The sequence below is a fragment of the Deltaproteobacteria bacterium genome, from assembly GCA_026129095.1.
Taxonomy (GTDB): Bacteria; JAGRBM01; JAGRBM01; order JAGRBM01; family JAHCIT01; genus JAHCIT01.
The window spans coordinates 203,039-219,783 of the sequence record JAHCIT010000005.1 but is presented as its reverse complement, the minus strand read 5'-3'; the positions used below and the strand labels follow the sequence as shown (position 1 = coordinate 219,783).

The 16,745-nt window shown below is 63.9% G+C and carries 12 protein-coding genes; 1 reads left to right on the top strand and 11 read right to left on the bottom strand.

All coding sequences use genetic code 11. The features are described 5' to 3' along the window. Positions 1 to 14: 14 nt before the first annotated feature. Positions 15 to 632: a molybdenum cofactor guanylyltransferase gene (locus KIT79_09190; GenBank protein ID MCW5829474.1), complete on the top strand. Its 618-nt coding sequence runs from the start codon at positions 15 to 17 to the stop codon at positions 630 to 632. A gap of 6 nt (positions 633 to 638) precedes the next feature. On the opposite strand, the gene KIT79_09185 is transcribed toward KIT79_09190, so the two are convergent. The 11 genes from KIT79_09185 to KIT79_09135 all read right to left on the bottom strand — a co-directional run bounded on the left by KIT79_09185 (position 639) and on the right by KIT79_09135 (position 16,661). After that, positions 639 to 2,525: a hypothetical protein gene (locus KIT79_09185; GenBank protein ID MCW5829473.1), complete on the bottom strand. Its 1,887-nt coding sequence runs from the start codon at positions 2,523 to 2,525 to the stop codon at positions 639 to 641. A 23-nt stretch (positions 2,526 to 2,548) separates the two neighbouring features. Continuing rightward, complete coding sequence (locus KIT79_09180; protein MCW5829472.1) at positions 2,549 to 3,334, bottom strand: DUF429 domain-containing protein; 786 nt, start codon at positions 3,332 to 3,334, stop codon at positions 2,549 to 2,551. Between the two features lie 5 nt (positions 3,335 to 3,339). Then, positions 3,340 to 5,493, bottom strand: coding sequence for an excinuclease ABC subunit UvrB (gene uvrB / locus KIT79_09175; GenBank protein ID MCW5829471.1), 2,154 nt, complete (start codon positions 5,491 to 5,493; stop codon positions 3,340 to 3,342). Between the two features lie 61 nt (positions 5,494 to 5,554). Next, a complete protein-coding gene (locus KIT79_09170) occupies positions 5,555 to 6,583 on the bottom strand; it encodes an alcohol dehydrogenase catalytic domain-containing protein (GenBank protein MCW5829470.1) in 1,029 nt (342 codons plus the stop codon). A gap of 10 nt (positions 6,584 to 6,593) precedes the next feature. After that, the gene (locus KIT79_09165) at positions 6,594 to 7,643 is read right to left on the bottom strand and encodes an alcohol dehydrogenase catalytic domain-containing protein (protein ID MCW5829469.1); all 1,050 of its coding nucleotides are present in this window, start codon (positions 7,641 to 7,643) and stop codon (positions 6,594 to 6,596) included. Positions 7,644 to 7,722: 79 nt separating this feature from the next. Beyond that, entirely contained in the window at positions 7,723 to 9,567 is a 1,845-nt protein-coding gene (locus KIT79_09160) for a chlorite dismutase family protein (GenBank protein ID MCW5829468.1), read from the bottom strand. A gap of 168 nt (positions 9,568 to 9,735) precedes the next feature. Continuing rightward, positions 9,736 to 12,213: an MMPL family transporter gene (locus tag KIT79_09155; protein ID MCW5829467.1), complete on the bottom strand. Its 2,478-nt coding sequence runs from the start codon at positions 12,211 to 12,213 to the stop codon at positions 9,736 to 9,738. A 53-nt stretch (positions 12,214 to 12,266) separates the two neighbouring features. Further along, the gene (gene aroE / locus KIT79_09150; GenBank protein ID MCW5829466.1) at positions 12,267 to 13,145 is read right to left on the bottom strand and encodes a shikimate dehydrogenase; all 879 of its coding nucleotides are present in this window, start codon (positions 13,143 to 13,145) and stop codon (positions 12,267 to 12,269) included. 2 nt (positions 13,146 to 13,147) lie between these two features. Further along, a complete protein-coding gene (locus KIT79_09145; GenBank protein ID MCW5829465.1) occupies positions 13,148 to 14,104 on the bottom strand; it encodes a bifunctional riboflavin kinase/FAD synthetase in 957 nt (318 codons plus the stop codon). 38 nt (positions 14,105 to 14,142) lie between these two features. Then, entirely contained in the window at positions 14,143 to 15,492 is a 1,350-nt protein-coding gene (gene xseA / locus KIT79_09140; GenBank protein MCW5829464.1) for an exodeoxyribonuclease VII large subunit, read from the bottom strand. A gap of 26 nt (positions 15,493 to 15,518) precedes the next feature. Next, positions 15,519 to 16,661 (bottom strand): hypothetical protein, encoded by a 1,143-nt coding sequence (locus KIT79_09135; GenBank protein ID MCW5829463.1) that lies wholly within the window; start codon positions 16,659 to 16,661, stop codon positions 15,519 to 15,521. Positions 16,662 to 16,745 lie beyond the last annotated feature (84 nt).

Sequence of the window (16,745 nt, the reverse complement as noted above, 5' to 3'; positions counted from 1 at the left end):
CACGTTCCGCGCCGATGCTCTACGCTTCCGGGGTGGCTCATGCTGGAAAACCGGCCGGTTTCGTGCTCTGCGGCGGCAAATCCAGCCGCATGGGACGCGACAAGGCGCTGCTCGATTTCCGGGGGCGCCCGCTCGTGGCCCATGTGGCGGGTATCCTCCGCCCGCTGTGCAGCGAGGTCTGCCTGGTGGCAGGCTCGGCGGCTCCCTACAGCCAGTTCGGCTACCCGGTTCTTGTGGACGAGTATCCCGGAGAAGGGCCGCTGGGCGGGCTGTTGACGGCTCTGGGACTGGGTGCGGCGTCCTGGAATCTCGTTATTTCCTGTGACCTGGCGGGAATCGAGCCGGGGCCGATCGCCGCGCTGGTCGAACTGGCGGCGGAGTCGGATGCTCGCGCCATCCTGCCCCGGTCGGCTTCGGGACCGGAACCGCTCCACGGCATCTACAGCACCAGCCTGCTGGAAGAACTCAACCGGTTGTGGGCAGGCGGTGAACGCGGGCTCGTCCGGGCGCTTTCGTCTGTCACGGGCGTCAAGGTCATCCCCGCCGCCGATCTCGATGCTGGTCCGCACCAGTTCCTCAACATCAATACAGCGGAGGAATGGCTCGCCTTCCGTGGCGGCGAAAAAGTCTGATGGAGGTCAGGGCGCGGCCGGAAGCAGGCGGGTTTCACACCGGGCGCGGCCATCCACGGGGAGCGGGCAGCTGAACTGCCATCGCCCGCCGTCGGCCAGCGTGACAGTTCCGCCTACCGGAGCATCCCGGTAGCGGCCCAGCAGCCAGGGATAGCGGATCAGCGACCTGAAAAACGCATCCATTGATTTTCCTGCGGGGGGGAGCCGCAGTGTCATCAGGTTATCCGCGACGGTGACCGCCAGCTCGGGCCCCGCCTCCCGGAGCAGTTCATGTCCCAGATATGGCGTGTCCATGATCCGTATCTCCGACCGGGCGAGCAGGATGGGAGGGCGGAAGCTGATGGAGGTGCCGTCTCTCAGAGAGGTGGAAACCTCAAGCGGCGTATCTGGCCGGTCAGTCTGGCCGGGAGTAAGAGGTACCAGCCTGTATGTTTCTCCTCGGGCGAGGGGCCGGTCACTCAGAAGATGGAGAGCTTCTCCGTGGTGCTTCGGACCCAGGTAGTCCGGCGCCAGATCCCGCCGGTTTTCAAGATTGACGGCGAGATAGGCGCCCAACCCCATGTGGGGCAGCAGCGAGATATTGCTGGATGTGACGAGTTCAATGCCGGGCCCGGCGGCATTCTCAAACCCTTCTGGAATCCACAAATTGGTGCCGATGGCAGCCGGTCGCAGGCTGGAGAGGGCGGTGCCCCGCAAATAGTCCGCTGTCTCCTGGTACAAGGCGACGACAGGCGCGTAGAATATCCGCTCGGTTTCCAGCCGCCAGTGGATTCCAGCGAGCCCCGCGGCAGCAATGGCTGCCGCCGCAGCAATGGCGACCCGTTTCCAGGGCAATGAAGCGAGCAGAAGTCCGGCGGAAAACGCCAGGGCGACGGTGACCGGAATGCCAAGCGCGAACCAGTCGTTCAGCATTGACCGGTAGGAAAATGCATGGACCAGGGCAATTGTGAGCAGGAGCCGGTTGATGGTGACTGCAGATATGGGCACCGGCTGGTCAGTCTCCGTCATGTACAGGGAAAGACCGGCAGTTCCCAGAAGCAATACCGGCAGGGTCGCCATCCAGCGCCAGGTGGAAAATACCGCCGTCCAGTGTGGCCAGAACACGGCAGTCCCGCTGATACCCTGCGAGCTGCTGAGATAGTAGGTGACTCTTTCGATGAAGCGCGCCAGCCCAAGCAGGCCGCCCCCCGGTGACATGTAGACAGTAATTAGAAACAGAGCCGTAAATACCGCTGTCATGAGCCAGATGGCGGCCATTTTTTTCCAGGCGGGAATCTCCTGCCGCCGGAGCAGCAGATGAGCCATGCAAACGGCGATGGCGGCCAGCGTGGCCCATCCGGTCAGCAATGCGGCAACAGAGGCCGTTGCCAGAGCGGTGAGACGGCCGTTACCGGGGCGTTCGGCGAACCGCACATAGGCCAGCAGCACCAGAAGGCTGCCAAACAGCGACGGTACACCGGGAGCCTCGCTGGTTCTTGCGGCGAACGGGAGTCCCGGCAATACGGCGGCGAACAGCGGGGCCAGTATCGCCCAGCGGGGATCGGCGGGCGCCGGTCGGGCCGCCAGCCGGGCGAGAATGAACACGATGCCGGCGGCCAGAAGGATGTCGACAAGGCTGGTGCCAAGGGCATTTTCGCCGAACAGCGTTACCGGAATGCTGGCAGCGACCGGGTAGAGCGGCGGATAGTTTGTGTAGTAACGGGGCGTTTCCAGCTGACGAACGACGGGCCGGGGAATGGGCCCGGACTGGAAAAGGCCGTATTCGGAAAAGTGGATGCTGTAAGCCGTATACCGCTCGTTCCTCCATCCCTCCATCCCGTTCTGCCAGTTCCGGACATGCACCCACGACGTGGTCAGGATCGCCACGCCGGCGAGCGCGAGCGTTGGCAGCATTCGGTTTCGGCATGGTCCGGAGGTCACTGGTTTCCGCTCCCGCCCGGCACCGGTGCCAGTATGTATCCCTGCCGCCAGTTATAGCTGTCCGGATAGGGGCGCATGGAATCTTTCTGGAAGAACTCAAGCGCAACGGCCAGCGCGCACAGGAGCGCGTCCCACTGGTCCTCGATGGATTTCAGTTCAGAGCCCGTCATCGAGGGCGATGGCGTTGCTGAAACGAGAGCCTGCCACTCGCGGCCAGCGGGAACGACATAGCGTCCTGCGACCACGTTCATAAGCTTGCGGACAAACGGCCCCAGGCCCCGGTGGACCCAGTCGGCTTTCGTTGAAAACCGTCGCCGCTTGTATTTGACGATAGTGGAGCGGGGCTTCGTATCAAGTCCGAACAGCATCACCTGCAGGGCGTTAGGGTAAACCTCGCGGATGGCCGGCAGGGCCGGTGCCGGACGCCAGTCCGGGGCGAAGCACCTCATGCCGTGGTCACGCACCAGCCTGGCGGCGAAATGTTCCAGGCCGGGGAACCGGGAGGGACTGTGGGTCGAGGCATGAAACCGTCCGAAAGCACGGCTGATGGCATCGTCGCATTCCCGGCGGGCTCCGGTTCCAAGGCCCAGCAGCGGCGCGTCGACGCCCACTGCCGCCCGGTGGTTCCTGACCTGCCGTGCAATCCAGCCGTGGACTTCCGGATGACGGTCCAGCGTATGGACGGTCTCCCGCAGGTGAAGCGGGAACTTCTGTCCGCCAAGAAGCGCGAGCCCGGAGGGGTTGCCGTCCTTCCAGGCCAGATCGATACCGAGAAAACGCACGGCGGTTACCGGCCAGTCCGCCGCCCGCGGGAGGCCTTCTTTTTTGCCATCCGGACTGCTGTCGATGGATAGGGTTTGGCACGGCGGGGCTGCACGGGCAGGGTAGTGAGGGCGGCGGTGTTGATCATCTGGTCGTCACGAAGGCCGAGGGCCCGCTCGTTCAGTTCGCGGATGCGGTCCCGCAGGGCCGCGGCTTTTTCGAAATCCAGGGACTTTGCCGCTTCCCTCATTTCCTTTTCCAGCCGCGCCGTCACCTGCGGCAGTTTGGCCACCGGCAGATAGTCGGCGGGTTCTTCGGCGGCCCTCAGGCCGGCCCGGGCGTCGCGTTCGTAGGCCGCTCCGCCGTCAGAGGTCTTGAGCCCCTCGCGGACCGCCTTCACGATGGTTTGCGGAATGATGCCATGCTTCTCGTTGTAGGCAGTCTGGATCCGGCGGCGGCGATCGGTTTCGGCGATGGCTTCTTCCATCGCCTTCGTCACCGTATCGCCGTACATGACGACACGTCCGTCCACGTTGCGGGCGGCACGGCCGAATGTCTGGATGAGTGCCGTACGGCCACGGAGGAAACCTTCCTTGTCAGCATCGAGGATGGCAACGAGCGCCACCTCCGGTATGTCCAGGCCTTCACGGAGCAGGTTGATCCCGACCAGGACATCAAACTCGCCAAGCCGGAGTTCGCGCAGGATTTGCACCCGCTCCAGCGCGTCGATATCGGAATGGAGATATTTCACGCGGACGCCGGCATTGGCGTAATACTCGGAAAGGTGCTCGGCCATCCGCTTGGTGAGCGTCGTGATGAATACCCGGTAACCCCTGGCGACGACGGCACGGACTTCTGACAACAGGTTCTCCACCTGGTTCGTGGCGGGCCGGATTTCGATGGCCGGATCGACGAGGCCGGTCGGCCGGACGATCTGCTCCACCACCACCCCGCCGGCCTTCTGGAGTTCCCAGTCGCCGGGGGTGGCCGATACGTGGACAGCCTGCGAGATGCGGCCCTCGAACTCCTGGAAGTTGAGGGGCCGGTTATCCAGCGCCGAGGGCAGCCGGAAACCGTACTCGACGAGGGTTTCCTTCCGTGACCGGTCGCCCTTGAACATGGCGCCAACCTGCGGGATCGTCTGGTGGCTTTCATCCACCACCAGCAGGAAATCCCTGGGGAAGTAGTCCAGCAGCGTGGCAGGCGGGTCGCCGGCCTTGCGGCCTGTGAGGTGCCGCGAGTAGTTCTCGATTCCGGGGCAGGTTCCTACCTCCTGTATCATCTCCAGATCGAATGTCGTCCGCTGGTCCAGACGTTCGGCTTCCAGCATCCGGCCCTGGTCGCGGAGCTGGGCCAGCCGCTCGCGCAGTTCGGTCTTGATCGATTCGATGGCGCGGAACTTCATGTCCGGCGGCACGACATAGTGTGAGGCCGGGTAGATCGCCACCGATTCGAGCCGGTCCAGTGTCGTTCCGGTGAGAGCGTCAATCAGGCGGATCGAGCTGATCTCGTCCCCGAAGAACTCCACCCGGATGGCCCGCTCCATCTCCCAGGCCGGGAATACCTCCACCGTGTCGCCGCGTACGCGGAACGTGCCGCGGGCGAAATCCACGTCGTTTCGCTGGTAGAGGATCTCCACCAGCTTCCGGAGGAACATGTCCCGGTCGATTTCCTCGCCCGTTTCGATGGCGCACAGCATGTCGCCATAAGCGTCCGGCGAGCCGATGCCGTAGATGCAGGAGACCGATGCCACGATCACGACGTCCCGCCGTTCCAGCAGGGAGCGGGTGGCCGCGTGCCGCATCTTGTCGATCTCCTCGTTCCGGGAACTGTCCTTCTCGATGTAGGTGTCCGAACCGGGGATGTAGGCTTCCGGCTGGTAGTAGTCGTAATAGGAGATGAAATACTCGACCGCGTTCTTCGGAAACAGTTCCTTGAACTCGGAATAGAGCTGCGCGGCGAGCGTCTTGTTGTGCGCGAGCACCAGAGCCGGCCGGTTCACCTGGGCGATCACGTTCGCCATGGTAAACGTCTTGCCGGACCCCGTGACACCCAGCAGCACCTGGTGGCGGGAACCCGCCTGCAGGCCCCGGACGAGCTGGTCGATTGCCTGCGGCTGATCCCCTGCCGGCCGGAAGGGGCTCACCAGTTCAAACGGCTTGTCATCCTTGTAGCGCACCCGGTTTCGCCTCCCGGCGTAACCAGCCAGTATAGACGGTTATCGGGAGGAGCAAGGGGCCCTATGGACGGATCACAACCTTGACCACTTCCCGGCGGCGCATGCGGTCGAAGGCGGCCGCCAGTTCCGGGAGCGGGCGTTCTTCGGAGAGAATCTCCCTGACGGGGAAGCCGCCCGATGCGAGCCGCTCCAGTGCCCTGCGGAATGTCTCCGGGGTGTTGTGAAATACCCCGTGCAGCGAGACCTGCCCGTAGTGAATCCGTTCGGTGTCGAAGCTGACGGCGGTGCCCTTCGGGCAACCGCCAAACAGGTTGACCCGGCCGCCGGTTCTCACGAGGTCCACCGCCTCGTTCCAGGCGCCGGACTTCCCGGTCGCTTCCACCACGAGATCCGGTCCGCGGCCGCCGTTGCAGCGTTTTTTCACGAGGGCGACCGTGTCCGGCTGCTGGTGGTAGTTGTACGTCTCGGCAGCGCCGATTCTCCGTGCACAGGCAAGCCGGGAATCGGACCCGCCAATTACCCGCACGGTGGCCCCCGTCAGGACCGCCTCGGCGGCGAACATGAGGCCGATGGGGCCATCGCCCAGGATCACGAGTTCGTCACCACGGGTGACAGGCGTGTTCTCAAGGCCCCACAGGACGCAGGCGAGCGGTTCCGAAAGGGAGGCGGTTTCAAATGGAACCCCGTCCGGTATCCGGATCGCCGCACGGGAAACATGGGCCGCCGGCAGAAGCAGGTATTCGGCATAGGTGCCGTTGACGAAGGCGATCTGCTCGCAGAGGTTCGGCTGGTCCTTGCGGCAGAAAAAGCAGCTTCCGCACGGTACCGAATTGTTGGCGACAATCCGGTCGCCTGTGGCGAACGCCGTCACCCCTTCGCCCAGTTCTGCCACCTCGCCAGCGAACTCGTGTCCGAAGGGGGCGGGCGGCTGGATCATCCTCGCGTGTCCGCCCCTGAGCCAGACCTTGAGATCCGTTCCGCAGGTGGTCGCCGCCCGTACCCGGACCACAACCTCTCCCGGCGCGGGCCGGGGCCGCTCCACCTCCTCCAGCCGGAGGTCTTCCTTTCCATGAAGAATGGCGGCGCGCATTTCCCGGCTCTCATCCTTCCGGCGTAACGATCAGCTTGCAGGTGGCGGGCGTGGGGTGGAGCGCCTCGTTGATGGCGTCCATCAGGCCGGTGAGCGGATAGGTTCTGGAGATCAGTTCCCGTACCGGGACGCGGCGCGAAAACACCAGTTCGGCGGCAAGATCCTGCACGGCGGCTGACGAGGAGTAGCTGCCGATCAGGTCCACCTCGCGGCCGTAGATCAGGTTCGGATCGACGCCAAGCCGCTGCTCCTCGGGGAACTCGCTGAACACGCAAACCGTCCCGCCCTTGCGGACGAGCCGGAGGGCCTGTTCCAGCGGCTTCATCTGGGCCACGGCGAGGAAGGCCTGGTCCGGACCAAGGCCACCGGAAACCTCCGCCAGCTCACCGGCGAAACCGGCCGCCAGTGGATCGAGCGCGTGGGCCGCGCCCAGTTTCAGGGCCCGTTCGCGCCGTTCGGGAAGGGGGTCGGAGACGATGGGCCGGGCGCCAAGGGCCTTCAGCGCCATGACGAACAGCAGGCCCATCGGTCCCGCGCCGATCACCCATGAAAAATCGCCCGCCTGTACCCGCGCCTTTCGGACCGCCTTCAGCGTGCAGTTGAGCGGCTCGACGAACGTGGCTTCCTCGAACGAGATGCTGTCCGGCATGGCAATGACGGCGTGATCGGCAAGGTGCCTGGGCAGTTTCACCAGTTCGGCGAATCCGCCGCCCGACGGCACGAACCCGGCCGTTGAAACCACGTCCTTGTACACCTGGCACATGGAGTAGTTCTCGGTGCGGCAGTAGCGGCAGTTCATGCACGGATAGTGGTGGTGGAACACCACCCGGTCGCCCGGCTTCCATTTCGTCACACCAGCGCCCGTGCGCTCCACGACGCCGGCCGTCTCGTGTCCGTAGATGCGCGGGCCCTCGTGCAGGCCGTAGTGGATCTTCTTGATGTCCGACTGGCAGACGCCGCAGGCCTTCACGCGGACGAGGACTTCCCCCGGCCCCACATCCGGTACCGGAACCTCCTCGACCTTCACCTGGTCCTTGCCGTGATAGACCGCTGCTCGCATGACGTCGTTAAGGGCGGCCTCCCGGAGCGCCGAGGGGCGAAACATACGGGCCCCGCGGGAGGAGGGCAAGCGGGTGGACTTATGAGCCCTTCACGCCACTCTGCCAGATCGCCTTGCCGACGAAGAAAGGCCCCAGCTTGTCCATGTATTCGGAGGTCTGGGTGGTGGGGCGCATGTCGGCGATCAGTTTCGAGAGCGGGTGGAGGCGCGGGCCCACGAGCCCGATCACGAACTCGTTGTCGTTCGGGTCCATGCCGAAACATTCGAGGCGGATGTCGAAGGCGAGCCCCGCGTTGCCGTAGTTGCGGCCGATCATTCCGTGCTCGAACAGGATTTTGCCCTTCTCGGCATCCGGCAGCCGGTAGAACGCGCCCTTGCGGCGGAGCGGATACCAGATGGCCCACGGGCAGTCGCCGTTCATCGCGTTGCGGCGGGGCTTGTCGAGCAGCCAGTCCTTGAGGTCCGGTTCCCGGCCGCCGCCGTAGGTCCGGCCGAACATGGTCATGGCGGGAACAGGCACGAGCTTCTGGAACGGATCGCTGTTGAACAGGTCGCGGGCCGTCGTGACGAAGGTGTTCTCGTTCTCGCTCAGGACCAGCACGCCCACGCCATGCGGATCGTTGGCGCTGGAATACAGGACGCATTCGAGCTGGCTCTTTTTCATCGCCTCGACGAGCGTTCCTGCTCCGTTGGCGCCCGTGAAGCACTGGAGCTGGATGAACAGGCGCCGGTCCTCAAGCTGCGGCTCGCCGCGGATGGGGAGTCCTTTTTCGCGCATGTCGCGGGGGTCGCCCGCGAAATAGAAATCCCGGTCGGGCCGGAAGTTCCAGCGCCTGGCCACCTCTTCCAGTTGCGGGGTCATGGCCCACTGGTCGCCCTGCGGCGGACCGCTGTACTGGCGCGAGGCGCCCTTGAGCTGCATGCAGCCCTTGTTGTCGCCGATCTTCGTTATGGCGGCGACTTCCTCCGGCGAAAGGAGCTTCTTCGCTGGCAGTTTCGCCAGGTCTTCCAGTTGCGCTTCTACCGGCTTCGCATCGGGACCGGCTTCCTGAAGCAGGGTCGGCACGACGGCTTCCACCGGATCGTGTCCCATTGTCCACTGGCAGGCGAGATGTAAAAGCGAGAGGTTGTGCCGCTCGGCGATGGGCCGCATCTGGTCGATCTTCTTCAGTCCTTCCTCAACCCAGCCTGCAGGCCGGAAGGAGCGGTGATCGTTCCGCCCGAACCGGTGGCCCGGCCTGATGTAGCCATGGAAGAGGCCGCCGTAATCCACCACGCGAGTCAGCACCTTGATATTGTGCTTTTTGGCCGCCGCGAAGCAGTAGCTTCCCGGCCAGGGCTCCAGCGGGTTCAGGATGATCATGGCCCAGTCGATCCGCTCGCCGTATTTTTCGAAGCACTGGATGATGTCTAAGGTAAAGCCGTTGGCCGGGCCCGGCGCGAGGCCGAGCATCCGGGTCTTCCCCTCGGCCTTGAGTTTTGCCATCGCGTCCCAGACGACCGGGCTTTCGTAGCCCGTCTGGTCGGGGTTGTGCAGGAACACGAGGTCGAAATGGTCCGTCCGGCACCGCTTGAGGGACTCCTCGACCGACGTGCGGATGTAGCTCTCGTATTCGGAGGCCGGGCGAAGGCTGGGGTCGGTGAACCGGGGGAACCCCTTTTCTCCGTCGCGCTGGCCCTTGATGAAGTCGTGCCCGATGCCGCCCACAAGGCAGTAGCTGTCGCGGGGATAGGCGCTCAGCACTTCGCCCGCGATCCGGTCGGATTCGCCCTCGCCATAGACATCGGCCGTGATGAACGTCCGGACGCCCAGGTCATAGGATTTGCGCACCAGCGCCTTCAGCCGTTCGGCGCCGATATCCTCGCCGAAGTGCAGGAAGTGCCCGCCGTTCCACATGCCGAATACCGTATGCTGAAGATCCATGAGTCGCCGTCCTTAATAACCAGTTCCCGATATATGCCTTAACTTGCCACATTTCATAGCCGCCCTTCGTAGCACAGGCCAGAGCCGGAAAAACCTGACCTGAATCAGGGAATGTGTGAAAACGAACGGCCCCTTTCCCTTGGGGAAAAGGGCCGCTGGCAAGAGGGATCAGCCCGCCGGTGGCATGACCAGTTCCCGCCGTTCCCGCCACAGGAGCCAGGCGGGGAGCAGCACGATGGCGGTAAAAACGGTGGTGATCTCGCCAATGAGGCACAGCCACCCGAAGTAGACCAGCATCAGGTTGTTGGCGATGAGCAGCGACAGGTACCCGATCACTGTTGTTACCGAGCAGAGCATCACGGCTCCGCCGGTCGTCCTCAGCACGTCGCGGATCGAGCCGCGGCCATCCAGTTCGTACCGGCTGTAGATGTTCGTTCCGTAGTCGATACCGATGCCGATGGTGAGCGGCAGGGTGATGAAGTTGAAGAATGTGAGCTTCTGGTTGAGTCCATAGAACCCCATGAAGATCATCAGGAAGCCGGCCGTCAGCGTGATCATCAGCGTGATGATTGCGCGTGCTGACGGGAACAGGACGGCCACCAGCAGCAGCACAAGCCCGTAGGCGAGGCCGACGACGACAGGGGCGGTCTCGATCGTCAGGTTGATGGTGTCGATAACCAGCGTCTGCTCGCTGGCGGAAGTGACTTCCTTGCCGTTATCCAGCCGGATATGCCGTACGGAGTCCACATACGCCTGGAGGTTGCTCTTGTAGACCAGCTCCCGGCTGTTGTCGGGGAACACGTAGATTACCTTGTCGAATGAACCGTCCTTTTCGCGGAAGTTCCGGACGATCTCATCGGGGAGGTCATCCACGGTGATTTTCTCCAGGTTGATGGACTCGCGGATCCGGTCCACCTCCGTGCGCTGCTCGGCATTCAGGAATCTGAGTGCCTGCCCGTCCATCAGTTCGCGGATATCGTCGAGGACAGCGAGCTTCTCCCCCTGCCGGTCCGGAACAAATCCCGCCACATACCGGATGGAGTCGATGATGGAATCCGGCGTCTCCCGCCGCCGTTCCAGTTCGGCGACAACAGCGGGGACATCTTCCGGATCATCCACAAGGACCGCTGCGGGGGTCAGCGACAGGTCGAATATCCGCTCCATGATGAGACGGTTGGTCGCCTGGTAGCCGCTCCGGAGCGACGACTGTGACCGGACTTTTGTGTAGTCCTCTTCCCACGGATCCCGGAGGAACAGGCCGAGGCAGACGGTCCCGGCCACGGTGAGCAGGGCACCCGCTGAAATCCAGCCTTGCGGATACCGGCGGATCGACTTGTAGATCCAGTCTCCCACCCGGATCCGGCTTTCGGCGTAGCCTTCCGGCGAGATCGGGCGGAACCGCTCCGACAGGCAGATGAGCGGTGGGACGACGAGGAACGTGGCCAGCCAGCAGGCGGCCATGCCAAAGGAGCCGATGACGCCGAACTGCTTGTGCCCCTGCATGTCGGAGATGACGAGCGTCGCGTAGGCCGCCGCCGTCGTGAAGGCAGCGACGAATGTCGCACGAAGGGTCGAGGCCAGGGCGGTTTCCATCGCCTCCGGCATCTCTTCCCCGCGGCGGCGTTCTTCGAGGTATCGGGCGACGAGCACGATCGCGTTGTTGATGCCGTTCCCCAGCACCACGATTCCGAGGAATCCCGTGACGGAGTTGAGGAAACCGTACTGGTGCCGCGTCAGGGCAAACATCCAGACGAGGCCGAAGATGACACCGCTGAAGATCAGGTAAATCGTCCGGAACCGCCGGAAATAGAGGACCAGAGCCAGGAGCACCAGGACAAAGCAGAGCGCGGCCGTGGAGAGAATATCGTTGAAGATGGCCTTGTATTCCCCATAGGCCATCATGAAGGCGCCCGTGTATCTGAGCTGGATGGACGGATCGAAGGCGGCGGGATCGACCGACTGGATCACCGGTTCGACGGCCTTGAGGAACGCCTCCACGTTGGTGACGCTCGCCGCATCGTGGCTCGGCTTGATGAGTATGGCGATCAGGCTGCCGTCGGCCGACGTGTAGTAGTTCTCGATATAGTGGTCGTAACGGCGGCCAAGGGCGCGGTATTTGTCCTGGATGTCGTCGAAGGTGAAACCGGGGTCCTCGTCGCAATCGCCAGCGATGTCGATATACATCGGGTTGCTGCAGATGGTCTCCCACTCGATCTTGGTGCGGAGCCGCTCGCGGATCGTGACGAGATCTTCCACATCGACATAGAGGTACTTGTTCTTCTCGAAGAACTCCCGCTGGGCGGTCACGCGGTAGTCGATGTATTCGATCTGGCCGGGAGGGGTCTTCTCCTCCAGCGCGGCAACCAGCGCATCCACATAGTCGCGGGCGGCGTCGAAGTTCCGGTTCTCGACGACGATGATAAAGTTACCGACACCGCCCAGCCGGTCACGGTACTGGTTGTAGTCCCTGACGGCCTGCGACTCCTGCGGCAGGAGTTCCTTGAAATCGGAACGCAGCTCAAGGCCCGATGCATACCAGCCGAGCAGGCCCGTCGCCGCCGTTAGCAGGGCAAGAAGGATGCCGGGCCACCGGAGCACAAGCCGGGACCAGCGGCGGGCAAGCGAGTTGATGAATGTTTCGGGCATCTGCCGTCGTGAATAGCCGTCGGTTGCAACCTAGGGGGCCGGGGGAGGCCGGGTCAACGGCCCTGCTTCAGTGCTTTTCGCGCCGCTTCCCGCATGATCCGGGTGTCGGGATTCCGGCCGGTCCAGATGCGGAGGGCCCGTGCTCCCTGATGGACGAGCATACCCAGGCCGTCCGAATGGCGAAGTCCGTGGCGTTTCGCATCAGCCAGAAACTTTGTGGGCCTTCCGTACATCACATCAACGGCGATGGTGTCCGTATCCAGGATTTTCCATGGGAGACGGGGCAGGGCCGCGCCCGTGAGACTGGCGCTGGTCGTATTGATGACCAGTTGCGCGTCCTGGAGCGGGGCGGCCAGCTCCAACTGGTCCAGCATTGACGATGTGAAAAGCGTTTTGCCCGGTGCCCGGTTCATCAGCGCCGCCAGATGGTCGGCCTTTTCAACCGTGCGGTTGGCGATGTGAATCGTCTTTGCGGTGCCAGCGAGCGCGGCCGCCACCGACCGTGCAGTGCCACCGGCTCCCAGAATGACAATCCGCTTTCCTTTTGGCGAGAACCCGAATTCCGCCTTCAGGGAATCCAGCAGGCCGGCGCCATCGGTCGTGTCGCCGTAGATGCCGTCCGCACCAAACCGGAGTGTATTCACGCTTCTGGCGAGCCGGGCTTCCGGCGAGATTTTCGTGCAAAGCCGGACGGCAGCCTCCTTGTGCGGAATGGTGAGATTGACACCAAGGTATCCCGCCTTCCGGAGGCCTTTCAGCACGTCGTCGAGATTTCGGGGTTCGACGTCGTGTGCGATGTACAACAGATCGAGACCGAGCGCGGCAATGGCAGCGTTATGCATAGCAGGGCTCAGCGAATGGCTCACGGGGTGGCCCAGCACGGCGAGGAGCCGTGTCGTGGCCCGGATACCGGCAGCGGTGCGGGAATCCATGCTCAGAAATCCTCCGGTGGAGGCATTTTCGCCAGGAGGTCCCGCGCCTTCTGGCAATCTGCCGTAATCTGCGCCTTGAGGGCCTCCACGCCGGAAAACTTCTGCTCATCGCGAAGCCGGTCATGAAAAATCACGTCAATCTGGCGGCCATAGATGTCGGCGTCGAGCCCGAAAATGTGCGTCTCGATGTTGAGGGGATGACCGGCGCCACCTTCGGTGAAGGTCGGGTTGAGCCCCACGTTGGTCACACTATCCAGTATCTTTCCATCCAGCCGGACACGGGTGGCATAGACACCGGTTTTGGGCAGTACTTCGGCCTGCGTGAGCAGGTTCGCGGTCGGGAAGCCGAGAGTCCGGCCCCGCCGCTGACCCTTCCAGACGATTCCGTTCAGGAAAAACTCGTAACCGAGCAGCCCGTTCGCCATCCGTATGTTGCCTGACTCGATGGATTCGCGGATCCAGGTCGAACTGATGGGCCGCTCGCCCACATGTACCGGCCCGAGCTGGTCCACGGTGAAGTTGAACCGGCGGCCCAGCTCAACCAGTTCGCTCGCGCCGCCCGAGCGGTCCTTGCCGAAGTGGCTGTCATAGCCCAGCAGCACGTGTTCGACGTGGAATGTCCCGACCAGCCGCTTCTCGACGAATTCGGCTGCCGACTGCTCGGAGAAATCACGGGTGAATTCATCCCAGACCATCCAGTCCACGCCGAATCTGGACAGTAACCGGACCTTCGTGTCGAAGTCGGTCAGCACCCGGGTCGAATCGGGGCCGAACAGGACCTTCCGGGGATGCGGCTGGAAGGTGTAGATGACGGAGGGCCCGCCGGTCGTTTTTGCGAGCCGCACCACCTCGCTCAGGATCGCGTGATGCCCCCTGTGAACGCCATCAAAGTTTCCGATGGCGAGCACGGTCCGGTCGAAGAACCGGGGGCCGATCTTTCTGGCATTGGCGACTTTCACCTGCGGGCGTCCTCGATAGGGGCTGGCGGCCAAGCCGTTCAGCCAGACTCCTCGTAACGGGTTTTGACCTCAACGTCGAGCCGGCCGTGGTGGAGCCGGGCCGTCAGGCGTTCCCCCGGCCTGACCTCGGTGGCGCTGCGGACGGCCTGGCCGGCGGCAGTGGTGAGGACCGAATAGCCCCGCGAAAGCACCTTGAGCGGGCTCATGGCATCTAGCCGGGCGGGAAGTTCGCCGAATCTCCGTCGGCGCTCGGCGAGCAGCCGCTCGGCTGACCGGATCAGGATTTGTCTGAGATCGGATGCCCTCCGGTGCTGCGCGGCAAGCCGTTTGCGCGGATCAGCCGCCTGGACCCGCTCCAGTGCTGTAATTGTCCGGGATTTCCAGCCGGAGAGCCGGGACCGGAGGAGGCGTTCAAGCAGGCCAGAGGCATCGGTGATCTGCCGCCTTCGGCCGGCGAACAGGTGGCGGGGATCGGCGATACGGGTGGAGGCTGCCTGCGCCCGCAGGCGGGCATCTTGGAGCCGCACCTGCATGGTTCTCACGATCGCCTGCCGCCGCTTGCGTACGCCGTCGGATACGTCGGCGACGCTGCGCGAGAGAATCATCGCCGCCTGCGTGGGGGTGGAGGCCCTGAGATCGGCTGCGAAGTCTGCGATAGTGGTGTCGGTTTCGTGGCCGACTCCGGTCACGACGGGGACAGGGCAGGACCGGATGGCCCTGGCGAGATTCTCGTCATTGAAGGCCCACAGGTCTTCCAGCGAGCCTCCGCCCCGGACCAGGGCGATGACATCCACCTCTCCATGGGTGGCGAGGTCATGCAGTGCATGCACGAGCCTCAGGGGGGCATCCGCACCCTGGACCGGGCTGTCGGCGAGCACGACGGCCGCTCCCGGCCAGCGGTGGAAAAGGGTCCGGAGGAAATCCCGCACGGCGGCGCCCCGCACCGACGTAACGACGCCGATCCGCTCGGGGAACGGCGGAATGGGCCGCTTCCACTGGTCGTCGAACAGTCCTTCCTTGCGGAGTCGCTCGACGAGCTGCTGGAACTGGAGCTGCAGGATTCCCTCGCCCTGGGGGAGTATCCGGTCGGCCAGCAGCTTGAACTGGCCCCTCGCCGGGTAGATGTCCGGCCGCCCGTGCACGATGACCGAAAGCCCCGCACGCGGCTGGAAGCGGAGCTGCCTCGGACCGGGAGCGAACATGACCGCCTCGAGGACCGCATCCCGGTCCTTCAGCGTGAAGTAGGCATGGCCGCTCGGCCAGACCTTGTAACTGGACAGTTCGCCCTCGACCCACACGCCCGGAACATTTGACCGCAGGACGTCGTTTACCTGCCGGACGAAATCGGCCACCGAGACGACCGGAGTTTCTGGATAGTCGCGGGGCATGGTGGTTCTGATCTACCCCGGCGCGGTCATCGGGCCGCGGCGGCCGGGCGCGTCTCGCGCAGGTTGCGGAGCAGGGTTTCGAATCCCGATGCAACCTGGGTGGTGAGGATCTGGAGGTCGGTGGCGCGGGCCGGGCTCACCCCCTTGCCCTCGCCGTTGTCGCCATAGAGCAGCGCGATCATGCTGTTGTTGTACAGGATCGGCAGCACGATGACCGTGAGCGGGTGCATGTCACCGAGGGCGCTGAAAAACCGGTTGTTGATCGGGGAACTGGCGACGCTGCCCAGGTAGTGCCCGTGGCTTTTCCAGACCAGCTGGAACAGTGACGGCTGCGAGAGCGGCAGCATCAGCCCGCGGACGGTTTCCGGCGTGATCCGCTCGCCGAAACCCGCCCAGCCGAAGGCGATATCCCGCTTCACGACGAACAGGACGCCACGCTTCAGGTAGCCCTTCGCGTATTCCAGTATGATCTGGGCGAGATCGTCGCGGTTTTTGACGCCCTTGATCATCTCGGCCAGTTCGGCGGGTGTGTACCGGCGCGGCCGCTCCTTTTCCGCCGCTTTCGGTTCCGGGAGCTTTTCGGCCGGTTCAGGCGGCCGGGATGCGCTCAGGCGGGCGAATGCCTCATGCTTCTCTCCCGGCCGTGGCTCGGGGGCGGCCATCAGGTGCGGCGTGAGTGAGAGGGCGGATGCCGCCGGCTTTTCCTGGGCCGGCTTGGCGATGCTCAGGTAGCGTTGCTCGCGCCGGATGCCGTAGAACTTTTCCATCAGGTAGGAGATCCGCACTTCAGGCACCACGTGAGGGCGGATCTTGCGGCCTGTCTTGAGCGTCAGCTGCTGGAGGGCCACCGGATCGCGCGGATCGGCCATCGCCACATGCAGTTCGTCCCCATCGAGCCGGAACGGGACCGAGTAGTATTCGCGGGCAAGCGGAGCCGGAACCGCGGCGATGACATTGGGGGCGATGCGCTCCAGTTCGGCAGCCAGCACCGTCGGGATGCCGAGCTGCTTTGACAGTGCCTGGCACAGCTTGTCCTCATCCAGATAGCCCAGTTCGATCAGGTTCGTGCCGATACTGCCGCCGAAGAGCACCTGGCTCTGGAGCGCCTCATCGAACTGCTTCTGGGTGATGAGCCCCGCATCCACGAGCAGGGTTCCTAACGATGCCACAGGAACTGACCCCTTCCCGGCCGTCTTTAATGCCCCAAAGTCCGGCAAACTGCGGAAACAGGCAGAACCGGAAGGCCGGGAAGC